Annotated in this window: 16 protein-coding genes; 11 read left to right on the top strand and 5 right to left on the bottom strand. The window is 73.1% G+C overall.

Annotated features, from left to right (window positions below):
* The 3 genes from BN39_RS09165 to BN39_RS09175 form a co-directional block, all read right to left on the bottom strand.
* The coding region (locus BN39_RS09165; RefSeq protein ID WP_040766085.1) for a condensation domain-containing protein at positions 1 to 1,000 on the bottom strand (1,000 nt) is incomplete at its 3' end.
* Complete coding sequence (locus BN39_RS09170) at positions 997 to 1,203, bottom strand: MbtH family protein (RefSeq protein ID WP_019202090.1); 207 nt, start codon at positions 1,201 to 1,203, stop codon at positions 997 to 999. The genes BN39_RS09170 and BN39_RS09165, both read right to left, overlap by 4 nt.
* The gene (locus BN39_RS09175) at positions 1,200 to 1,436 is read right to left on the bottom strand and encodes a phosphopantetheine-binding protein (protein WP_019202091.1); all 237 of its coding nucleotides are present in this window, start codon (positions 1,434 to 1,436) and stop codon (positions 1,200 to 1,202) included. The genes BN39_RS09170 and BN39_RS09175 overlap by 4 nt, the downstream gene beginning before the upstream one ends.
* A 105-nt stretch (positions 1,437 to 1,541) precedes the next feature.
* On the opposite strand from BN39_RS09175, the gene BN39_RS09180 reads away from it, so the two are divergent.
* Positions 1,542 to 2,522: an ABC transporter substrate-binding protein gene (locus BN39_RS09180; protein WP_019202092.1), complete on the top strand. Its 981-nt coding sequence runs from the start codon at positions 1,542 to 1,544 to the stop codon at positions 2,520 to 2,522.
* 53 nt (positions 2,523 to 2,575) lie between these two features.
* A complete protein-coding gene (locus BN39_RS09185; RefSeq protein ID WP_019202093.1) occupies positions 2,576 to 3,472 on the top strand; it encodes a siderophore-interacting protein in 897 nt (298 codons plus the stop codon).
* Between the two features lie 70 nt (positions 3,473 to 3,542).
* Here the strand turns inward: BN39_RS09185 and BN39_RS09190 are convergent, their stop codons facing one another.
* Together BN39_RS09190 and BN39_RS09195 are read right to left on the bottom strand one after the other, a co-directional pair.
* A complete protein-coding gene (locus tag BN39_RS09190; protein WP_040766088.1) occupies positions 3,543 to 4,583 on the bottom strand; it encodes an iron-siderophore ABC transporter substrate-binding protein in 1,041 nt (346 codons plus the stop codon).
* Positions 4,564 to 11,451 (bottom strand): non-ribosomal peptide synthetase, encoded by a 6,888-nt coding sequence (locus BN39_RS09195; protein ID WP_019202095.1) that lies wholly within the window; start codon positions 11,449 to 11,451, stop codon positions 4,564 to 4,566. The genes BN39_RS09190 and BN39_RS09195 overlap by 20 nt, the downstream gene beginning before the upstream one ends.
* Before the next feature lie 250 nt (positions 11,452 to 11,701).
* Between BN39_RS09195 and BN39_RS09200 the strand changes: the two genes are divergently transcribed.
* The 9 genes from BN39_RS09200 to BN39_RS09240 are packed head-to-tail and all read left to right on the top strand — an operon-like array spanning position 11,702 to position 22,381.
* Positions 11,702 to 13,015 (top strand): lysine N(6)-hydroxylase/L-ornithine N(5)-oxygenase family protein, encoded by a 1,314-nt coding sequence (locus BN39_RS09200; RefSeq protein WP_019202096.1) that lies wholly within the window; start codon positions 11,702 to 11,704, stop codon positions 13,013 to 13,015.
* Positions 13,015 to 13,950: a methionyl-tRNA formyltransferase gene (locus BN39_RS09205; protein WP_040767167.1), complete on the top strand. Its 936-nt coding sequence runs from the start codon at positions 13,015 to 13,017 to the stop codon at positions 13,948 to 13,950. The genes BN39_RS09200 and BN39_RS09205 overlap by 1 nt, the downstream gene beginning before the upstream one ends.
* A gap of 1 nt (position 13,951) precedes the next feature.
* Positions 13,952 to 15,610, top strand: coding sequence for an ABC transporter ATP-binding protein (locus tag BN39_RS09210; protein ID WP_019202098.1), 1,659 nt, complete (start codon positions 13,952 to 13,954; stop codon positions 15,608 to 15,610).
* Entirely contained in the window at positions 15,607 to 17,412 is a 1,806-nt protein-coding gene (locus BN39_RS09215) for an ABC transporter ATP-binding protein (protein WP_019202099.1), read from the top strand. The genes BN39_RS09210 and BN39_RS09215 overlap by 4 nt, the downstream gene beginning before the upstream one ends.
* Positions 17,409 to 18,278, top strand: coding sequence for a siderophore-interacting protein (locus BN39_RS09220; protein WP_019202100.1), 870 nt, complete (start codon positions 17,409 to 17,411; stop codon positions 18,276 to 18,278). The genes BN39_RS09215 and BN39_RS09220 overlap by 4 nt, the downstream gene beginning before the upstream one ends.
* The gene (locus tag BN39_RS09225; protein WP_019202101.1) at positions 18,278 to 19,027 is read left to right on the top strand and encodes an SDR family oxidoreductase; all 750 of its coding nucleotides are present in this window, start codon (positions 18,278 to 18,280) and stop codon (positions 19,025 to 19,027) included. The genes BN39_RS09220 and BN39_RS09225 overlap by 1 nt, the downstream gene beginning before the upstream one ends.
* Positions 19,024 to 20,649, top strand: coding sequence for a (2,3-dihydroxybenzoyl)adenylate synthase (locus BN39_RS09230; RefSeq protein WP_019202102.1), 1,626 nt, complete (start codon positions 19,024 to 19,026; stop codon positions 20,647 to 20,649). Before BN39_RS09225 ends, BN39_RS09230 begins: the two co-directional genes overlap by 4 nt.
* Complete coding sequence (locus tag BN39_RS09235; RefSeq protein ID WP_019202103.1) at positions 20,646 to 21,269, top strand: isochorismatase family protein; 624 nt, start codon at positions 20,646 to 20,648, stop codon at positions 21,267 to 21,269. The genes BN39_RS09230 and BN39_RS09235 overlap by 4 nt, the downstream gene beginning before the upstream one ends.
* Positions 21,266 to 22,381 (top strand): isochorismate synthase MenF, encoded by a 1,116-nt coding sequence (locus BN39_RS09240; RefSeq protein WP_019202104.1) that lies wholly within the window; start codon positions 21,266 to 21,268, stop codon positions 22,379 to 22,381. The genes BN39_RS09235 and BN39_RS09240 overlap by 4 nt, the downstream gene beginning before the upstream one ends.
* Positions 22,382 to 22,404: the final 23 nt, after the last annotated feature.

The following is a 22,404-nucleotide window of genomic DNA, read 5'->3' on the forward strand; positions in this document are numbered from 1 at the left end:
GCATGGCGTCCGCGATGCGGCGGCTCAGCTCCGGCAGGGTGTCGCCGGAATGCACCGCGACGCGCAGCGGAAGGACGTTCACCGCCATCGCGGGGGTGCGCAGGGCGACGGAGCCGACACGACACATGAGCGGGAGCGCGAAGACGACGTCGGTGACTCCGGTGGTGCGCTGCAGGAACGCCGCGTAACAGGCGATGAGGGCCTCGCCCCAGGTGGTCCCGGACGCGGACGCCACCGCGTCCAGTCGCTCCCGGACCGTCGCGCCGAGCACACCCGTCGCGGTCAGGGTGCCGACCGGCGGACCGTCGACGTCCTCCCGGGGTGGGATCTCGGGGAGCGGGGTCAGGCGGTCGCGCCAGAAGGCCCGGTCGGCCTCGTGCTCCGGGCCGGAGCGGTACTCGGCGTCCGCGGCGACCAGCTCGGCGAAGTCGCCGAAGGGGCTGGGACGCAGCGCGCCGCCGGTGGTCTCGGCCGTGTACCGGGCGGCCACCCGCCGGGAGAGCATCGCCGCGGAGTACCCGTCGAACACCAGGTGGTGGCCGAGCTGGGTGTACCAGACCTCGCGGTCCGAGAGCACCAGCACGCGGTGCGCGAACAGGTCGCGGTCGACCATGCCGCGGCAGTGCTCCGCCATCCGGTTCCGCTCCGCGGTGACGGCGCGCTCCGCGGCGGCACGCGGATCCGGCTCCGCCCGGAGGTCGGTCACCGCGGGCGGTGCCGTCGGCACTTCCGCGATCGTCTGCACGGGTCCGCCGGCCGTCTCGTGCACGCGGGCGCGCAGACTGTCGGCCTCGTCGACGGTGGCGGCGATCGCGCGGCCGAGGGCGGGGATGTCCACGGGTCCTTCGCCCGCGATCTCGATCACGTCCCCGACGACGTAGTAGGGCGAATCAGGTTCGAGGCGTTGCGCGTTCCAGATGCCCAGCTGGGCGGCGGTGAGCGGCAGCGCCGATTCCGGCGTCGTCGCGTCGGCGGCGATGTCGAGTCCGGCACGGCTCACGAGCCCATGGCCTCCTGCAGCGAGAGCGGGCGCAGGTCCGTCCAGTCGGCACGGATCCGGTCGAGGCAGGCCTCGCGCGGGGCGGGACCGAAGGCGGTCCGCCACCCCGGGGGTACCTCCGCGAACGCCGGCCACAGCGAGCGCTGCTCCTCGTGGTTGATGAGCACCAGGAACTCGCCGTCGGCGGCGTCGAACGGGTTCACTCGGAGACCCCGGCCAGGCTCTGCCAGTGGCCCAGCTCGGGCTGTTCGGCGAGGTCGGGGAACTCCAGTGCGGCCCCGGCCGTCCGCCAGCGCTCGATGAGGGTCATGACGCGCACCGAGTCGAGTCCCAGGTCGAACAGGTTGTCGGTGAGGCCGATCGACGACGGCTCCACCTGGAGCAGCTCGGCGACGTCTGCGCGGACCTGTGCGGCGGTGAGGGACGGTGCGGTCATCTTCTGTGGTGCTCCTCGAATGTCCGGTTCACGGGTAGGTGTGCCTTAGCGAAACGAGGTTAGTCTACCCTGACTAAGAGTGGTACTCAGAGAAAGGGTTCTCCAGTGAAGAGGCAGTTCCGCATCGTCGCCGCGCTCGCATGCGCGGTGGCGCTGGTCGCGGGGTGTGGCGACTCGGGCTCAGCGAAGTCCGATTCCGACGCCGGCGCCACCCGCACGATCAGCACCGTCAAGGGCGACGTGACCGTACCGTCCGCGCCCAAACGCGTCGTCCTACTCAACTACTCGCTCGCGGGGTACGTCTACGATCTGGGCCTGCCGATCACGGCGATGGTCCCCGAGGCCACGGACAAGACCAGCGAGCCGCGCGATGCGTGGAAGGCCGACTTCGAGAAGGACGGGACGAAGTTCATCCCGTGGCCGGCATCGGGGTTCGATCTCGAGGCGATCAGCAAGGAGAAGCCGGACCTCATCATCGGCGGCGGCCTGGCGTTCCCGTTCAAGCAGGCCAACGACGCCTACGACAACCTCTCCAAGATCGCGCCGACGATCGTCGTGGACAACAAGCTCGACACGTGGCAGAAGCAGTACAAGTGGCTCGCCGACGCCTTCGGCCAGCCGCAGGTGTACGCCGACGCCGAGAAGAAGTACGACGAGCGGATCGAACAGGTCAAGGGCAACATCGCCCTTCCGCCGCAGCCGGTCTCGTTCCTGTCGATGACCAGCGACGGGCGCCCGTTCGTGCTCATCGAGGGCCGCGGACTGCCCGCCGAATTCGCCCGCCTGGGCTTCCAGACCGATCCGCTGTTCGCCTCCGGAAAGTACAAGGCGTATCAGGCCGGCGGTGACTCCTTCGAGCTCAGCCGCGAGCAGCTGCCGTCGGTGATCACGCAGCCGTCCGTCTTCATCATCGGCTTCAACAAGCAGACGTTCGACGTGGCCAAGCTGCGCAGCGAGCCGGTCTACGCCTCCCTGCCGGCGTTCGCGGGGAACCACGCGTACGACCTGCCGTACTGGGTGCAGCGGCCGGACTACGACCGCGCGCTGGACACCCTCAACGTGGTGGAGCAGACCTTCAAGAAGTGACGCCCCGCGTGACGTCCCCGTGCGACGTCACCGATGTGAAACGGAGAACTCCCATGAAGTGGAACGATTTCGTCCTCACCCTGACCGATACCTCGACCGTCGCGGAGAACCTGCTGCGGCTCGAGTTCGAGGTCGGTGGCGGCTCGGGGGAGGGCTACGTGCCCATCGCCCCGGGCGACGAGGCGATCGCGTTCTACTTCTCCCCCGACGGCGACGAGCTGCAGGTCCGCAGCTCCGACGATCCGTCGGCCCTCGGGGGGTGGGAGCTCACCGAACCGGACCGGAGCCGGGGCCACCGGAACTACTCCGTGCGGGCGTTCGACCCCGAGAGCCGGCGGATGGTGATCGACGTGGCCGAACACGGTCACGGCCCCGCCATCGACTGGTTCCGCGCCGCCCGCCCCGGCTGGCGGCTCCGCGCCGCCGGCCCGCGGTCCTGGTACGCGCCCCCGTCGGACGCCACCCGGCACGTCCTCGCGGGCGACCTCGCGGCGCTCCCGGCCCTGGCCAGGATCCTCGAGGAGACACCGGCCGGGATCGACGTGACCGTGGTGGCGGAGGTGTTGCACCGCAGCGAGATCGACTACCTGCCGCAGCGTCCGGGCGCCGAGGTGATCGAGCTCGTCGGCACCGGCAACGGAGCCGGTCCGAGCAGGCTGCCGGAGGCGCTGCGCGGCGTCGACCTGCCGACGGACGCCTACCTGTGGCTCGCGGGCGAGGCCGCGGACACCCGGGCTGCGAAGAAGCACGTGCGCGGCCTCGGCTGGAAGCGCGACCGGGCCGACATCGTGGGCTACTGGCGGTTCAACGCCGAGGAGTGGACGCAGCGGTTCGAGGCCGCCGGCGAGGACCGCCTGCGCAGGGTGTTCACCGACGCCCTGGCCGCGGGCAGGTCCCGCGAGGAGGCGACGGACCTCTACGAGCAGGCGCTCGAGGCCGCCGGCCTGTAGTCGCCACGATCACGGAACCGGAAGGGCCCCGGGAGCTTCCGCTCCCGGGGCCCTTGCACGTGTGCAGGTGTCAGCCGGCGTTCTTGGCCGCCGTGCTGAGCAGCGGCACGTACCGCTCCAGCATCCAGGGCAGGTTCAGGACGTTGGGCGAGCTCACCGCGAACACCAGCGGCGGATCCGTCAGCGGCACATAGGACTTCCGCTGCGGGGCCGTGAGGTTGCTGAACACGGGGTTGGACTCGGTCGACTGCTGCTTCGCCGCGTCCAGGTACCACGAGGTGAGCACCTGGGGGTTGTACTGCGGAACGTTCTCCCAGCTGACCGGCGCGGCGAACTTGCCGGGCGGGGTCTGCTCCCGCAGCTGCGCGAGCGACGGCAGCGGGGTGAAGCCGAGGCCCGCGAGCAGCTGGGTGCGCGGGTCGGTGTCGAAGTAGAAGTTGAGCCCGTCGGTGGTGGTGGCGCTCGCCGCGGCGATGCTCTTGCCGGTGAACTCCGGGTGCGCGGCCTTGGCGTCGGCGATCTGCTTGTCGGCGGTGGAGATCAGGTCGGCCGCCTCCTTCTCCTTGCCGAGCGCCTTACCGACGGTGGTCGTCTGGTCCTGCCACGACGTCTGCCACGTGCGGCCCGGGTAGGCGACCGTCGGCGCGATCTTCTCCAGCTGCCCGTACTGGTCGGCCGTGAGTCCGGACTGGACGGCCAGGATCACGTCGGGCTTGAGCGCGGCGATCTGCTCCAGCGGGATCGACTTGCTGGTCTCCGGCAGCAGGGTGGGCTCGGCGTCGCCCAGCTTGTCCTGCACCCACGGCACGATGCCGCTGTCGCAGCCGCAGTCGGACTTCATGTCCCGCATGCCGACCGGCTTCACACCCAGCGCGATCGCGGCCTCGGTGCTGCCCCAGCCGAGCGTGACGACGCGCTCGGGCTTCTTCGGGATCTGCGCGGTACCGAGCGCCGACGAGATGGACACGGGGAAGCCCGCGGTGCCCTGTGCCGACGACGGCCCGTCGGACGATCCTCCCGAGCCGCAGGCCGTGACCAGCATGGTCGTGGCCGCGGCGGCCGCGAGCGCGATACGTGCTCGACGGGATCTTCTAGTAGCGCTCTGCGTCACCAGTGTTCCTTTCTTCTGCCCGCAGGAGTGCGGAGTTCAGTGTGCGGCCGATCTCGGCGATCGGCCCGGGCTGGGTCATGTCCTTGTGCTCGCAGTCCACGTCGTGGTTGGCGATCGCCCCGGTGAAGTAGGGGCGCCACAGCGGGTACGTCGCCGACGTCGCGGGATCGCGCGCCGCGGTGAAGAACACGAGATCGCCGTCGACGACAGCCTGATAGGGCTCGGCCTCCAGGTTCACCGCGTTCGCGAAGTTGTCGATCATCGCGTTCGGCGTGACCTCGGTGATACCGGCCAGGGCGCTGCCCTCCGACTGCAGCACGTCGATCACGGCCTGCCGAGTGATCCCCTTGTCCACCAAGGGCTGCGGGTCGTATCCCACCATGTAGAGCAACGCCGCGAGTGCGTCCTGCTCCGTGGGGACCGAAGGCCAGGCGTCGGACGGGAACGAGTCGAGCATGGCGACCACGCCCACCGGTTCCCCCGCCGCCTGCAGTTCCGCGGCGATGGCGTGCGCCACGACGCCGCCGAGCGACCAGCCGACCAGGTGGTACGGCCCGTGCGGGGCCACCTCGCGCATCCGTTCCAGGTACTCGAGCGCCATCTCGCGCAGCGTGCCCGGAGGGCGGGCGCCGGTGGCCAGGTTGGACGCCTGGATCCCGTACAGCGGGAAGCTTTCGTCGAGGTGGCGCAGCAGTCCCGCGTAGCCCCAACTGATCCCACCCGCGGGGTGGAAGCAGAAGACCGGCGCACCGTCGCCCTTGGTGCGGAACGGTAGCACCGGTCCCAGGCCCGAGTCCTCCTCTCCCGCACCGGACTCCAGGCGTGCGACGAGTTCGCCGACGGTCGGGGCCGCGAACAGAGTCGCGACGGTGGCGGTGACGCCGAACTCGGCACCGATCTCCGTCATCAGGCGAGCCGCCAGGAGCGAGTGCCCGCCGAGGTCGAAGAAGTTGTCGTCGATGCCCACGGCGTCGAGCCCGAGCGCCCGGGCGAACATCGCGCACACCCGCTCCTCCCGCGGGGTCCGCGGGCCCCGGCCCGAGATCTTGTGCGCGGAAGCGGGTTCCGGCAACGACTTCAGATCCACCTTGCCGTTGGGAAGCCGCGGGAATTCCGGCAGCGGGACGAAGATCGCCGGCACCATGTACTGCGGCAGTCGGGAACGGGCACGCCGAGTCAGGGAATCGGCGTCGAACGACACGCCCACCACGGTGGTGACGTACGCGACGATCCGCTCGCCGAGCACGGCGACGGCCACGTCGGCCACCGACTCGTCGGCGCCGATCACCGACTCGATCTCGCCGAGTTCGATCCGGAACCCGCGCACCTTGACCTGCGAATCGGCGCGCCCGCCGAAGTACAGCTGTCCGTCCTCGCCCCACCACACGAGATCGGACGTGCGATACATCCGGCCGCCCGAGACGAACGGGTCGTCCAGGAACCGTTCCGCCGTCTGGTCGGGCCGGTTGCGGTAGCCCAGGGCCACCGACGGTCCGCCCAGGTACAGTTCGCCGACCGTGCCGGGCGGCACGGGCCGCAGGTCCTCGTCGAGAACGTAGCCGCGCATCCCCGGATCGGGTGGGCCGATCGGCACCGGCCCGGTGTGCTCGGGAGGGATCGTCGCGAGCGTCGCGTTCACGGTGCACTCGGTGGGGCCGTAGGCGTTGAACAGGCGCCGCCCCGGCGCGAACCGGGCGATGAGCGACGGGGTGAGCTTCTCGGCCCCCAGCATGAGGTCGATCCCCGGGGCGAGGTCCGCGTCCGGCGGGAACGCTGCGGCGAACGACGGCGGGACGCCCACGAAGTTCACCCGCTCCGCCTCGATCACGTCCAGCAGCGGGCGGCCGGGCAGCCGGTCGTCCTCGCGGGCCACCACGAGCGCGCCGCCGGAGCACAGGCCCCACATCATCTGCCAGAAGCCGAGATCGAAGCTGATGGAGGAGAAGTGCAGTGCGCGGGTGTGCGGGCCCATGCCGATCACGTCCCGTTGCAGCACGAGGAGGTCCGCGATGCCGCGGTGCGCCACTTCGACCCCCTTGGGCCGTCCCGTGGAACCGGACGTGTAGATCAGGTAGGCCAGGTCGTCGGGCGACGGTGCCTGCCGCCGCAGGGATTCGACGCTCGCGCCGTTCCCGGTACCGGCCAGGGCGCCGCCCGGCGCGAAGGCGGCGACGAACGCCGGATCGCCGAGGATCACCTTGGGTGCGGCGTCGTCGATCATGTCGGCCAGCCGATCCTCCGGGTAGCTCGGGTCGAGCGGGACGTAGGCCGCGCCTGCCCGGAGCACCGCGACCACCGCCGCGATCATCTCCGCGCCGCGGGGCAGCGCGATGCCGACGACGTCGCCGAGGCCGACCCCCAGGGACACGAGGTGCGCACCGAGCGCGTCGGTCCACGCGAGCACGCCGCCGTAGGTGAACCGGGTCCCGCCGCACACCAGGGCCTCCGCGCCGAGGTCGGCACGGGCCACGGGGAGGAACACCTCGGAGAACTCCCGGGCGGGCTCGTCGTGGGTGGGATGCGACCAGGCGCGGAGGTCGTCCCGTTCCGCCGTGGTGAGCAGGTCGACCGACGCGAGGGGCGCCGTCGGGGCTGCGGGCAGATCCGCCAGGGCCAGCAGGAACCGGTCGAGCAGGCGCCGCGCGGTGGACGACGTGAACAGCTCGGTGGAGTATTCGAGGTCGATGGCCACGCCCGCGGCGCCGTTCTCGTCCGCGGTCTCCACGCACCGGAACGACAGGTCGAACTTCGCGGTGTCGGTGCCCACCAGCTCGGGCGTCATCGCGGCGTCCGTGGGGCTGTCCGCCCAATGCGAGAGCATCACCTGGAACAGCGGGTGCCGGCCGCTCGCCCGCGGCGGGTTCACCGCGTCGACCACCGCGTCGAACGGCGTACCGGAGTGCGCGAAGGCACCCAGGTCCCGCTCCCGGACGTGCGCCAGCACGTCCTCGAAACTCACGGCGTCACCGAGGTGGGTACGCAGGACCACGGTGTTGACGAAGCACCCGATGAGCGGGTCGGTCGACGGATGGTCCCTGCCTGCGACGGGCGTCCCCAGGCACAGGTCGTCGCCCGCACCGAAGCAGCGCAGGGTGACCGCGAGCGCGGCGTGCAGCGCCATGAACACACTGGCGTCGGCGTCTTCGGCGACGGTGCGGAGCCGACGGTGCTCCGTGGCGCCGAGCGACCTGCGCACCACGGAGCCGGCGCCGCTGGGCAGAGCGGGCCGCGGGAAGTCCGTGCGCCAGGCCGGTTCCGTGGGCGCGTCGGCGAGTGCCCCGCACCAGAACTCGATATCGCGTTCGGTCTCCTCGCCCCCGGCGCCCTCGCGCCGCCACAGGGTCACGTCGCGGTACGTCGGTGCGTCCGCGGGCCAGTCCTCGGGCCGGTCGTCCGCGCGACGGGCGGCGTAGGCGCGGCGGAACTCCTCGGTGAACCGCTGGCGGGAGGACTCGTCGCCGATGATGTGGTGCATCGCCACGCCGATGCCCTCGGGTGCGGCGAAGGTCCGCACCGGAGGGGCGGTGGCGAGGTCGAAGCCCCGCTCCAGCGCCTCCGCCACCGCGGCGCGCACGTCGTCCACGGCCGTCGGCCGGGGCGACCAGGTGAGCACCTCCTGCACGGGCGCACCGTCGATCACGGGGAACCGGGTGCGCAGGCTCTCCTGCCGGCGGGCCACGTCCCCGAGCGCGGCGACGGCGGCGTCGACGTCGAGGGCGCTCCCGTCCGACGGGCGGAGTACGAGGCCGAGGAGATAGGCGTCCGCGCCCTCCAGCCGGGACAGCAGCCACAGGCGCTCCTGGGCGGGGGAGAGCGGCGTGGGATCGGTTCCCGCGGAACCGGCCACCGGCCCGGCGGCCGGGCCGGCCGCGGTTCCGGCGGTCCCGTCGGAGAGGGCGGCGATCGCGCGGGGGGTGGGGCTCGCGAACACGTCCGCCAGGCGCACGGCCTCCAGGCCCGGCAGCTCCGCGAGCCTTCGCACGAGCCGCACCGCGAGCAGGGAGTGGCCGCCGAGGGCGAAGAAGCCGGCGTCCGGATGCACCGCGTCCACGCCGGTCACGTCGGCGAAGGCGGCGCACACGTCCGCGAGGAGCCCCGTGGCGTGCGGGTCGCCGGCGCCCGCGGCGCCGAAGGACGGCGCGGGAAGGGCCCGCTTGTCGACCTTGCCGTTCACCGTGAGCGGGAACGCGGTCAGGGGGATCACCAGCGCGGGCACCATGTACCCGGGCAGTCGCGCGCCGAGGTGCGCGTGCACCGCGGCCTCGGCCCCGGCGGGCGCGAGCACGTAGGTGACGAGTCCCTCGTCGCCGCTGGGCAGCGGCGTGAGCACGGTGACCGCGCCGGCGACGTCGGGGTGGTCGATCGCCGCGGCGTCGATCTCCGCGGGCTCGATGCGGTGCCCGCGCAGTTGCACCTGATCGTCTGTGCGGCCGACGTATTCGAGGAGGCCGCCGGGCGTGATCCGCGCGCGGTCCCCGGTGCGGTACATCCGGCCGTCGCCGAAGGGATCGGGTACGAACCGCTCCGCCGTCAGGTCGGCGCGGCCCAGGTATCCCGCGGACAGCCCCGGACCGGCGACGTACATCTCGCCGATCCGGCCGGGCGGCACGGGATCCCGGGCGTCGTCGAGCACGTAGGTGCGCAGGTCCGAAAGGGGGCGGCCGATGATCGAGGCGGGCCCGTCCGTCTCCCGGAGCACGTGCTCGGTGACGTGCACGGTGGTCTCGGTGATGCCGTACATGTTCACGAGCGCCGGCCCGGACCCCGTGACGTGGTCGCCCACGCGGTCGAACCACGGCCGCAGCCGCGCGGGTTCGAGGCGTTCGCCGCCGAACACGATGTACCGCAGCCGTTCCGCAGCGGCGCCGGACAGCTCGTGTTGGAGCGCGTAGAACGCGGCGGGGGTCTGATTGAGCACCGTGACCCCGTGCCGCTCGACCAGTCCGGCGACCCGGGCGGGATCGGTGACGTCGTCACGGGACGGCACCACGACCGCGCCGCCGTGCAGCAGCGCGCCCCACAGCTCCCACACCGCGAAGTCGAAGGCGTAGGAGTGGAACATGATCCAGCGGTCGGAAGGCTTGAAACGCATGGCGGTCGCGGTGAACAGGCGCAGCACGTTGCGGTGCCCGATCGGGACGCCCTTGGGGGTGCCTGTGGAGCCCGATGTGTAGATCACGTACGCGGTGCCGGGCGGAACCCGTGCAGCATCCGGGTTCGAGGTCAGGGGCGCCACGGCCCCGCCCTCTCGGACCACGGCGGTGGGGCCGGCGTCGGAGACGATGAAATCCGCGCGGGCCGAGGGGGTACCGGGATCGACTGGCAGGTAGGCGGCCCCGGCGCGGAGGACGCCGAGGATCGCGGTGACCACCTCCGGGCCGCGGGGCACGGAGATCTGCACCAGATCGCCGGTGACGACGCCGGCGTCCCGCAGCCGCACCGCGAGGTTCTCCGAGTCCGCGCGCAGGCGTTCGTAGGAGACGGCGGAACCGTCGGGAGCGAGAACGGCCGGGGCGTCCGGGGTCTCGGCGGCGCGCTCGTCGAAGGCGTCGACGAGGGTGCGGCCGCCGGTGGCGGACGCCCACGCGCGCGCGTCGTCCTCGGTGAACCAGTCGATCGCGCCGACCGGCACGTCGGGATCGGCGAAGAACGCGGTGGCGAAGTCGGCGAGCCGGTCGGCGTGCCCGGCGACCTCCGGCGCGGTGTAGACGTCCGGGTTGGCGGCCAGGTCGATCCGCAGCCGCGGGCCGGCATCGGTGTGCAGGGACTCGACCGTGATCGAGACGTCCGCGATGGGGCCCTCGGCGAGCACGTCGAATTCGGGCGTCCCGCCCGGGATCGGCAGGGTCGAGGAGAAGGGCTTGACGTTCACCAGGACGCCCGCGCCGGTGCGGTGGTGCGCGCCGGCGGCGACGGCGCGCAGGCCGCTCTCCGCGGCGACGGCCAGCGCGGCCGGGGTCGCCTCGGGCGCCACGGTGAGCGGCAGCGCCGCGATCCACGCAGCGGAGAGGGGTGAGCTCATCGTCGTGGAGGAGCGGCCCAGCACGGGCACGCCCACCGTCACGTCCCGCGCGCCGGTGAGACGCGCGGTGTACGCGGCGATCGCGGCGACGGTCCACGGGGCCCAGGGCGTGGGCACGGTGCCCACGTCGACGGTGCGTCCGGCGTGGAGCGGGCCGACGGTCGCGGGGGCGTCGCCCTCGGACCAGCTGCTCAGGGGCCGGGGCACCTCCGGCGGGCCGTCCGGCTCGCCGGAGGTCTCCGGCGCGGGGAGCGCCTCGGGCGTGATCAGCCGCGAGCGGGGCGGCTCGGACCCGGCGGCGAGAGCGGCGTAGAGCTGCCCGATGCGCCGCCGGATCAGGGCGTACCCGTACCCGTCGAGCACGAGGTGGTGCGCCCACAGGCACCAGGCCGTGCGCGGTCCCGACGGGTCCTCGATGTCCACCACCAGCGCGCCCATCAGGCGCTCGCCGGCGGGATCCAGCGTCTCGCCGGCCGCCCGATGGAACAACCGGCGTGCGGCGTCCGCGTCCGCGACGGTCGTCCTGTCGACCAGGGCGACGGCGTCCGGATCGGCGGTGCGCACGGGCGCGCCCCGCTCTTCGGCGAAGCGGACACGGGCCAGCCCGGACTCGTCGAGGGCGCGCCGGGTCGCCTCGGCGAGCAGGGCCGCGTCGGCGTGTCCGCCGAGGTACGCCGCCTCGGCGGTGGTGTACACGGCGGGACGCGCGGCGGCGTGATGCCCCAGCCAGAGGTCCTGCGCGGCCGCGTTCAGGCTGGTGGCCTGCGCGGATCCGGTCCCGGAGTCGATCGTGGAAATGGCGTTCCCCTTGTGGTCCGATGATGTGGGTGTGGTCCCGCTGTCCATCTTTGGTTAGGCTAACCGGCAGTGAGGACGCTGCCCCACTCGCGGGGTGCGCGCATCGAGCGCAGACCGCGGCGGGTCGGGGACGTGTCGGCCCGAGGGCCGGCGGCGGGGATCTCCAGGGCCGCGGCGGCGCCGCACCGGACAGTCCCTGTGGCGACTGACACAGCGGATTTCCTCTCAGCGGTTGGACTCTGGTTGCATAGGTATGCCTATCCTATCCAGAGTGCGTTCGGGAAGTGAATGGAGACTCATGGCACAGCAGGGAACCACCGCCGATGTAGTCGGCATCGGGGCAGGACCGTCGAACCTCGCGCTCGCCGCGGTGGTCGACGAGCACAACCGTGCGGGCCGCCCCCGGATCTCCATGGAGATCTTCGAACGCAAGCCGGCCTTCGCCTGGCACCCGGGCATGCTGCTCGACGGGGCCACCATGCAGGTGGCGTTCCTCAAGGACCTGGCCACGCTGCGCAACCCGCGCAGCCCGTTCAGCTTCCTCAGCTACCTCGAGGCCCGTGAGCGGCTCGTGGACTTCGTCAACCATCAGACCTTCTTCCCCACGCGGGTCGAGTTCACGGACTACCTGCAGTGGGTGGCCGGGGCCGTCGACGCGCGCATCGACTACGGCACCGAGGTGGTGGCCGTGGAGCGCGCGGAGGAGCACGCGGCCGACGGTGCGCGGTGGGTCGTCGACTACTCGGGGCCCGACGGCGCCGGGCGCCTGCGCGCGCGATCCGTCGTCGTGGCCACCGGGCTGCGCGAGCGGCTGCCCGCGTGGGCCACCGAGGGCCCGCGCCTGTTCCACAACCACCGGCTGCTCGAGCACCTCGGGGCGGCCGCGTTCGACCCGCACGGCGAGCACCGGTTCCTGGTGGTCGGCGGCGGCCAGAGCGCCGCCGAGGTGGTGCAGCATCTGCATCGCGAATTCCCCTCCGCCGTCGTGGAATCCGCGTTCAACTCGTACGGGTTCCAGCCCGCCGACGACAGCCCGTTCGCCAACCGGGTCTTCGACCCCGACGCCGTCGACGACTTCTACGACGCCCCCGACGCCGTGCGCACCGAGCTGATGGAACGGCACGCCACCACGAACTACGGCTGCGTCGACCTCGAGCTGATCAACGAGCTGTACGCCGCCGAGTACCAGGAGAAGGTGACCGGCCGCCGCCGACTGCGGTTCCGGCCGGCGACCACGATCACTTCGGCGATCACCGCGGACGACGGGATCACCGTCGCGCTGCACGACCGGCTGTCCGGGGCGGAGTCCACCGAGCGGTACACGGCCGTGGTGTGCGCCACGGGGTTCCGGTCCACCGGCGTCTCCGAGGTGCTGTCGGGCTGGGACGTCGACGCGGACCGCACATCGGTCGCCCGCGACTACCGCCTCCTCGTCGACGGGGAGCCCGTCCCCGGGCTGTACGTACAGGGCGCGACCGAGGCCACCCACGGCCTGGGCTCCACCCTCCTGTCCAACGTCGCCGTTCGTGCCGGAGAGATCCTCGACGGCATCGAACGCGAATCGGCTTCCGCCGAAGCCGGCTTGACCGTCACCGTCGCGAAGGGAGCATGATGCGCGTCGTCACCTTCGGTTTCCAGACCTGGGGCCATCGCACGCTGTCCGCCGTCCTCGACGCGGGGCACGAGGTCACCCTCGCGGTGACCCACCCCGTCTCGAACAACCCGTACGAGATGATGTGGAACGACTCCGTCGAGGAGCTCGCCACCAGCCGCGGTGTGCCCGTGCACCTGGCGAAGAAGCCCGACGAGGCCCTCTACGAGGCCGTCACCGAGGCCCGGCCGGACATCATCGTCGCCAACAACTGGCGCACCTGGCTGCCCGAGTCGATCTACGCGATGCCGCGCATGGGCACCCTGAACATCCACGATTCGCTGCTCCCGAAGTACGCCGGGTTCTCCCCGCTGATCTGGGCGCTGATCAACGGCGAGACCCACGTGGGCGTCACCGCGCACCTCATGGACGCGGGCCTCGACACCGGGCCGATCATCGCGCAGGAGTCCGTGGCCGTGGGGCCGCAGGACCGCACCGTCGACCTGTTCCACCGCACCGTCGACCTGATCGGGCCGCTGGTGACCCGCGCGCTCGGTGAGCTCGAAGCCGGTACCGCCCAGCCGATCCCGCAGGATCCGGCCTCGGCCACCTACTTCCACAAGCGCTCCGACGACGACAGCCGGATCGACTGGTCCTGGCCCGCCGACGCCATCGAGCGGCTCATCCGCGCGCAATCGGATCCCTATCCGAACGCGCACACCGTGTTCCGGGGCGAGCGGCTCGCGATCACAGCGGCGTCGGTGTCCCACAAGCGGTACGGGGGCACTCCCGGGCGCGTGTGCGTACCCGACGGCGAGGGCATCGCCGTGGTCGCCGGCCCCGACGCGTGGCGCGGGGGCAACCCGGCCCTCGTCGTGGAGCGGGTCCGCACCGCCGACGGCGCCGAGCACCCCGCCGCGAAGGTCCTCGGGGATTCCGGAGCGTATCTCGGCTGACATGACTGACAGACCCACGACCGGAGCCAGGGCCGACAGCGTCGTCGGCGTCCCGGCGATCGACGGCGACACCAGCCCGCGCACCCTGCTGTGGCGCGCGATGACGGCGCACCCGAAGTACATGGTGCCCGCGGTGGCGCTGTCGGCGCTGCACCAGGTGGGCGAGATGCTCGTGCCCGTGGTCGTCGGCAAGGCGGTCGACCAGGGCGTCGCGCCCGGGGACGGCGGGGTTCTGCTGCGGTGGATCCTGGTACTCGGCGTGACGTTCGCGGTGCTGTCGTTGAGTTTCCGCTACGCGTCGCGACTGGGCTGGATCGCGATGAACTTCGTGGACCACGCGCTGCGCATGCGGATCAGCGACCGCATCCTGGACCCGCACGGTCTCGGCGGCCCGAAGCGGATGCCGGGCGAACTGCTGTCCATCTCCTCCGCGGACACCAACGCCGTCGCCCGCAGCAAGGGCGTGCTGATCTACCCGATCGGCAACATGGTGGGCATCGTGTTCGCCGCCGTCGTGCTGTTCACCATCTCCTGGCCGCTCGGCGTCGCGACCCTGCTCGGGGCCGTCGTCGTGGTGGTCCTCTCCGACAAGATCGGCGGGCCGCTCTCCGCGCGGGTCGCCGGGCAGCAGCGCGAGGCGGCGGGCGCCGCCGGGACCGCGGCCGACCTCATGCACGGCGTGCGGGTGGTCAAGGGCCTCGGCGCCGAGGACGCCGCCGTCGAGAGGTACCGGCTGCGCTCGCAGCGCGCCCTGGCGGCGACGCTGCAGGCCAACCGCGCCTCCGCCGCGCTCTCGGGCACCCTCACCGTGGTGGGCGGGATCTTCGTCGCCGGGATCGCGCTCATCGCGGGGCTGCAGGCCGTGGCGGGCGACATCACCATCGGCCAGCTCATCACCGTGATCGGCCTCGCCCAGCTGATCACCGAACCCATCAACTTCATCGGGCGCGTGGCCAGCGTCATGTGGGCCTCGGGCAAGGCCTCCGCCGCCCGCGTGCTGTCCGTGCTGCAGGCACCGTCGCTCCTGCCCGACCAGGGCGACGCCGACGTGCCGCACGGCCCGATCGTCCTGCGCCTCGGCGACGACGAGGTGACCGTGCCGCAGGGTGGTCTCTCGGTGCTCGACGTGCCGCCGGCGCACGCCTCCGCCGCCACCGCCGCGCTGTCGCTCGCCGAGGTGCCCGACGCGGGCGCGGCACGTGTCGGAGGCCTCGACGTGCGCGGCATCGCGCCCGCGCGGCTGCGCGAATCCGTGCTCGTGGCGCCGCATCTCGGCGACCTGTTCGACGGGACCGTGCTGCAGAACGTCGAACTCGGCGCCGGCCGCGCCGGGCGCGAGCGGACGGTCACCGTCGACGCCGCAGTGCTCGCCGCCGGCCTCGACGACCTCATCGCCGACGACGCCCTCGACAACGAGGTCGGGGAGGGCGGCACCGCGCTGTCCGGCGGGCAGCGGCAGCGGGTGGCGCTCGCGCGCGCCCTGTACGCCGATCCCGACGTCCTGGTGCTCGACGACCCGACCACCGCCGTCGACTCCGTCACCGAGGCCGCCGTCGTGGAGCGGGTGACCCGGCTCCGGGCCGGCCGCACCACCGTCGTGTTCACCGGATCGCCCGCATGGCTCGCCGCCGCCGCGTCCGGCGAGGAGGTGACCGCGTGACCGCCGCTGAACGGACCACGCCCGCGCAGCTGACCGTCGCGAGCACGGCGCAGGTGCGCGCCGTGGTGGGCGAGGCGGCACGCCCGCTGCGCGCCCGGTTCCTGGCGGCGTTCGTCCTGCTCGTCGGCGGAGCGTCGGCCGCGCTCGTCGCGCCCCGGCTCATGGGCTCCATCGTGGACCTCGCCCGCTCCGGGCACTCCATCCTCGGCGCCACCGGCGCTGCGGCCGTGTGGATCTCGGGCGCCGCGATGCTCGCTGCCACCGCCGCGTCCGCGCTGCTCACCGCCTACGGCTTCGTGCTCATGGCGGGCGCCGTGGACCGCGTGATAGCCCGGCTCCGCGAGCGCGTGATCGACAGCGGGATGCACCTGCCGCTCGCGCGCCTCGAACGGGTGGGCCCGGGTGACCTCATCGCCCGCACCACCGACGACGTCACCGTGCTCACGCAGACGGTCAACGAGACGCTGCCCGCGATCACCGGGGCCGGCTTCGCGGTGGCGGTGACCCTGGTCGGGATGGCCGTGCTGGACTGGCGTTTCGTGCTCGTGGCCCTGGTCCTGGCGCCCGTGTACTACTTCGCGATCCGTCGGTACCGGCGGCAGGCGCCCGCGCAGTACCTCGAGGAACGGCGGCATCGCGGGCGCCGCGCCGCCGAGTTGCTGGCGTCCGTCCGCGGCCTCCCGACGGTCCGCGCGTTCGGGCTGCAGGGGGATCGCCGGGCCCGGATCAGCGAACACTCCTGGGCGGTGGTGCGGTTGGCCGTGACCATCCGGATCATCAACAACCGGTTGTTCGGCCAGATCAACTTCGCCGAATGGCTCGGTATGACCCTGCTGCTGGCCATCGGCTTCCAACTGGTGCGGGACGGCGCCGTGACCGTCGGCGCCGTCACGGCGGCCACCCTGTACTTCCTGCGGCTGTTCGGGCCGATCGGTCAGCTCATGCTGGTGGTCGACCCCATCTCGTCGGCCACCGCGTCGCTGCAGCGCGTGGTGGGCGTGATCGTCGAGAACGAGGGCGCCGACGGGGCCGCCGGCGCGGACCGGGACGGGGACCGGGCACACGGCGAACTCCGGGTCCGCGGCCTGCGTTTCGCCTACGGCGACCGCGAGGTGCTGCACGACGTGGACCTCGCCGTACCCGCCGGCCGCACCGTCGCCGTGGTCGGCGCATCCGGCGCCGGGAAGTCGACGCTCGCCGCGATCCTCGCCGGCGCCCGCCCGGCGGGCGCCGGCGCGGTGCTGCTCGACGGCGCCGATATCGCCGACCTCGCGCCGGCGTCGCGCGCCCGGCAGATCTGCCTGGTCACGCAGGACGTGCACGTGTTCGCGGGCACCGTGGCCGACGACCTGCGGCTGGCCGCGCCCGGCGCCACCGACGACGAGCTGCGCGCCGCGCTCGCCGTCGCCGGGCTCGAACTCGACCTCGACCGCGAGGTCGGCGCCCAGGCCGGGGCGCTCACCCCCGTCCAGGCGCAGCAGGTGGCCCTGGCCCGCGTCGCCCTCCTCGACCCGCCGGTGGTCGTTCTCGACGAGGCCACCGCGGAGGCCGGGTCCGCCGGCGCCGCCGAACTGGAGGACGCCGCGCAGAGGATCACCCGCGGCCGCACCGCCGTGGTCGTCGCGCACCGTCTGGCCCAGGCCGCGCGCGCCGACGAGGTGGTGCTGATGGCCGACGGACGGGTGATCGAGCGGGGGCCGCACCCCGAGCTCGTCGCCGCCGGCGGAGCGTACGCGGAACTCTGGGCCGCGTGGTCGCGCGGCCGCGAACGACTCAGCCCACCGAGAGGAACCGACGAATGACCGCACGCATCGACCACCGCGGCCGGCATCTGGAGCGCATCGCCGAGGTGCGCGCCGGCGACGCGGACGGCGCCGACCGGGTGCCGTACCCCATCGGCCTGCGCAGGCTGGAGGTGCTGCGCACCCGCCGCCTCGGCAGCGCCCTGATCCGGGTGACGCTCGGCGGGGCGGAGCTCGACGGCTTCCAGACCCACGCGGCGGACGACCACGTGAAGTTCGTGCTGCCGGGCGAGGACGGCGTGCTGACGCTGCCCGAGCAGAACGGCCTCATGCTGCACTGGCCGCGCGACCCGCGGCCCACCACCCGCGAGTACACGGTGCGGCGGTACGACGCCGAGGCGGGCGAACTCGACATCGACATCGCGCTGCACCGCGGCGGCCTGGGCTCGGACTGGGCGGAGGCCGTGAACCCCGGCGACGCCGTGCACGTCGCGGGCCCGCCCGGCGGCGTGGTGGTGCCGCCGATCTACACCCGCTATCTGCTGGTGGGAGACATCACGGCGCTGCCCGCCGTCGACCGGTGGCTCGAGGAGCTGCCGCGCGACGCCCGCGGCTGGGCCCTCATCGAGGTGGCCGACGCCGCCGAGGAGATCCGGCTGGACCCGCCGCCCGGCTTCGAGGTGCGCTGGTGCCACCGCGGCGACGCCGCCCCCGGCACCTCCGACGTGCTGGAACGCGCCGTCGCCGAGCTGCCGCAGGAGGTGCCCGACGGTGAGCGGTGGTACGTCTGGCTCGCCGGGGAGGCGGGGGTGCTCAAGCCGCTGCGCCGCTGGGTCGTGAGCGCGTGGAAGCCCGCCAAGCGGGACGTGGACATCACGGGCTACTGGAAACTGGGCGTCGCCGACTTCGACGAGGACGATCACTGATGCACTCGTTCGTCACCGGCGCCGCGTCCGGGATCGGCGCGGCCACCGCGCTGCGGCTCGCGCAGCACGGCCCCGTCGCCCTCGCGGACAAGGACGCCGACGGACTGGTCGCGACCGCCCGCGCCGTGTCCGCCGCCGGCGGCTCCGCCACCTCGCACGTCCTCGACGTCACGGACGCCGCCGATGTGGCCGCGGCCCTCGACGCCGCGGAACGCGCCCGCGGCCCCGTCGACGCGCTCGCGCACTGCGCCGGGATCCTGGTCGCGGGACCGGTTCTCGAGACCCCGGACGCCGACTGGTCCGCCGCGATCGCCGTGAACCTCACCGGCACGGTCACGGTGCTCACCGCGGCGGCGCGGCGTATGGCCGCCCGCGGCGCGGGCGCCGCGGTGGTGGTCGGTTCGAACGCGGGCAACGGTCCCCGAGTCGGGCTCGGCGCCTACGGCGCCTCGAAGGCCGCCGCGCACAACGCATCCCTCACCCTCGCGCTCGAACTCGCCGGCAGCGGCGTCCGGATCAACGTGGTGGCCCCGGGCTCCACCGCGACGCCGATGCAGACCGCGTTCGGCGGTGAGGCCGCCGCGGATGCGGCCGTCGTGGGCGACCTGTCCCGGCACCGGCTCGGAATCCCGCTGGGGCGCATCGCCGATCCCGAGGACATCGCCGGGGCGATCGACTACCTGCTCTCGCCCGCCGCGCGGCACGTGACCGCGCAGGTACTGACCGTGGACGGAGGCGCCACCGTATGACCGGCTATTTCCCGACCGAGTTCGCCGAACGCTATCGCGCGCTGGGCTACTGGACCGGCGAGACCTTCGCCGCGTTCCTGCCCGAGGCCGCGCGCCGGTTCGGCGACGCCGAGGCGCTCGTGGGTGAGGACCACCGCGGCGCACCCTCGCGGATGACCTACCGGGAACTGGACCGCGCGGCCGCGGTCGCCGCGGCGGGCTTGCGGGACAACGGGATCGGTGCGGGGGAGCGCGTCGTGCTGCAGCTGCCGAACACCGTCGAATACGTGACCGTGCTGTTCGGCCTGTTCCGGATCGGAGCCGTGCCCGTGTTCGCGTTGCCGGCGCACCGCCGCAGCGAGCTGGTGCACTTCGCGCGTATGTCCGGGGCGAAGGCACTGGTGACCGCCGCGGAGATCGCGCGGTTCGACCACCGCGCGCTGGCGCAGGGCGTCGCCGCCGAGATCGGGGGCGTGGCCGTGTTCGTGGTCGACGACGAGCCCTTCGTGGACGGCGACGACACCGAGCCCGCAGTGGTCGCACCGGAATCCCTGGCGTTCCTGCAGCTCTCGGGCGGCACCACGGGCGTGCCCAAGCTGATCCCGCGCACCCACGCCGACTACCTGTACTCGGTCCGCGAGTCCGCGCGGATCTGCGGGCTGGGCCCCGGCACCCGCTTCCTGGTGGTGCTTCCCGCGGCGCACAACTTCCCGATGAGCTCGCCCGGCATCCTGGGCGTGCTGTGGGCGGGCGGCACCGTGGTGCTGGGCACGGACCCCGCCCCGCACAAGGCCTTCCCGCTGATCGAGGCGGAGCGGGTCACGATGACCTCCCTCGTGCCGCCGCTCGCGATGCTGTGGCTGCAGGCCCGTCCCGGCTCCTCCGCCGATCTCTCCAGCCTGGCGCTGCTGCAGGTGGGCGGCGCGAAGTTCCCCGCCGAGGCCGCCCGGCGCGTGGAGCCCGAGCTGGGCTGCCGGCTGCAGCAGGTGTTCGGCATGGCCGAGGGACTGGTCAACTACACCCGCGACGACGACCCCGAGGATCTCGTCCTCGGGACGCAGGGGCGCCCCATCTCGCCGGACGACGAGGTCCGCGTCCTCGACGACGACGGTGCGCCCGTCCCCGACGGAGAACCCGGTCACCTCTGGACGCGGGGCCCGTACACGATCCGCGGCTACTTGGGCGGCGTGGACGCAGCCTCGTTCGACGCCGAGGGCTACTACCGCACCGGTGACATCGTGCGCCGGCTGCCGTCGGGCCACCTCGTGGTCGAGGGGCGCGCGAAGGACCAGATCAACCGCGGTGGCGAGAAGATCGCCGCCGAGGAGGTGGAGAACCACCTCGTCGCGCATCCCGCGGTGATCGACGCCGCGGTGGTGGCCGTCGCCGACGAGTTCCTGGGGGAGCGGACCTGCGCGGTGATCCTGGTGGCGCCCGGCGAGGTCGCGGAGCCCCCGCGCCCCACCGCCCCGGAGCTGAAGAAGTTCGTCCGCGAGCGCGGCGTGGCCGAGTACAAGGTGCCGGACCGGGTCGAGCTCGTCGAGAGGTTCCCGACCACGGGAGTCGGGAAGATCAGTCGCCGCGAGTTGCGGCGCGCCCTGGCGGAACTCGTCGCCGGGCGGAACAACGAGGAGAAGCGGTGAGCCTGCCCAAGAGCGTCGTCTACGACCTCCCCGAGAACGAATGCCCGGACACGGTCGACTGGACCGTGGACCCGGCGCGCGCGGTGCTGCTGATCCACGACATGCAGGAACACTTCGTGGGGCCCTTCGACCGGGACCGCGAGCCGCTGCGCACCGTCGTTCCGAACATCGCGGGCCTGCGCGCCGACGCCCGCGCCGCCGGCGTGCCCGTGGTGTACACGGCGCAGCCCGGCGACCAGGACCCCGAGGAACGCGCCCTGCTCACCGATTTCTGGGGCCCCGGCCTCAAGACGGCGAACGAGGAGATCATCGCCGAGCTCACCCCGGCGGACGACGACGTGCTGCTCACCAAGTGGCGCTACAGCGCCTTCGCCAAATCCGACCTCGCCGAGCGGATGCAGGCCTGGGGCCGCGACCAGCTGATCATCGCGGGCATCTACGCCCACATCGGGATCATGACCACCGCGCTCGACGCGTTCATGCGCGACGTGCAGCCCTACGTGGTGCGGGACGCCGTGGCCGACTTCTCCGCGGCGGATCACGCCCGCGCTCTCGAGTACGTCGCGTCGCGATGCGGCAGAGTGGAGAGTACGGACGGGGTTCGGGAGGCACTGCGATGACGGCGACGACGCGCTCGGAGGGCGACTATCCGCACTTCGTGCTGGCCGCCGGCGGCGAACGGGTGGCCGCCTCGGGGGCGCGCGCCACGTTCACCGATCCCCACGAGGCCGCCGACGCCGTGCGCGCCGGCCGGGTGGACGCCGTCGTCGGGGCCCTGCCCTTCGACCTGCGGGACCCCGCCGCGCTGACCGCGCCCGAGACCTTCGGCACCGTCGCCGGCCTGGGGGCTCCCGCGGCGCTGCCCACGCTGACCCGCACCGCCGAGCACCCCGCGCCCGCCGAGCACGTCGACCGGGTACGGCGCGCCGTCGCGCGGATCGAAACCGGCGGCGACCTGCGCAAGGTGGTCCTCGCCCGCGCCGTCGACTTCGCCGCGTCGGCCCCCGTCGATCCGTGCTCCGTGGCCGCCGCACTCGAGCGCCGCGACCCCGCGGGCAACGCGTTCGCCCTCCTGCTGGACGCGGCGGGGGAGGCCCACCGCGGCCGGGCCCTGGTGGGCTCCACCCCCGAGATCCTCGTGCGCCGCGACGGCGACGTGGTCTCCTGCCACCCGTTCGCGGGCACCGCCTCCTCGCCCGAGGGGCTGATGGACTCGGCCAAGGACCGCGAGGAGCACGCGTACGTGGTCGACGAGATCGCCGCGGCGCTCGCGCCGCTGTGCTCGGAGCTGGACGTGCCCGGCGCACCGTCGGTCACCCGGGCGGGCGAGGTGTGGCACCTGGGCACCGCGATCTCCGGGCGCCTCAAGGCGCCGTCGACCACCGCCCTGGACCTGGCCCTGGCGCTGCACCCGACCCCCGCGGTCTGCGGCTTCCCGCGCGCCGCGGCCGCCGCCGCGATCGCCGACCTCGAGGGCCGCTCCCGCGGCTTCTACGCGGGCGCGATCGGGTGGACGAACGCCGCGGGCGACGGGCACTGGCGGGTGGCCATCCGCTGCGCGGAGGTCGCCGCCGACCGGATGTCGCTGCGCGCCTTCGCCGGAGGCGGCATCGTGGGCGCCTCCGATCCGCACGCCGAGCTCGACGAGACCGTCAACAAGCTGCGTACGGTTCTGGGGCCGTTCGCGATCGCCCAGCCCGCCGGGCAGGCGGTCGCGGGCCGGGCGCGCTGACCCGGGCGCTGTCCCGGGGCGCG

The sequence above is a fragment of the Tsukamurella sp. 1534 genome (assembly GCF_000312385.1).
In the GTDB taxonomy this organism is placed as follows: Bacteria; Actinomycetota; Actinomycetes; order Mycobacteriales; family Mycobacteriaceae; genus Tsukamurella.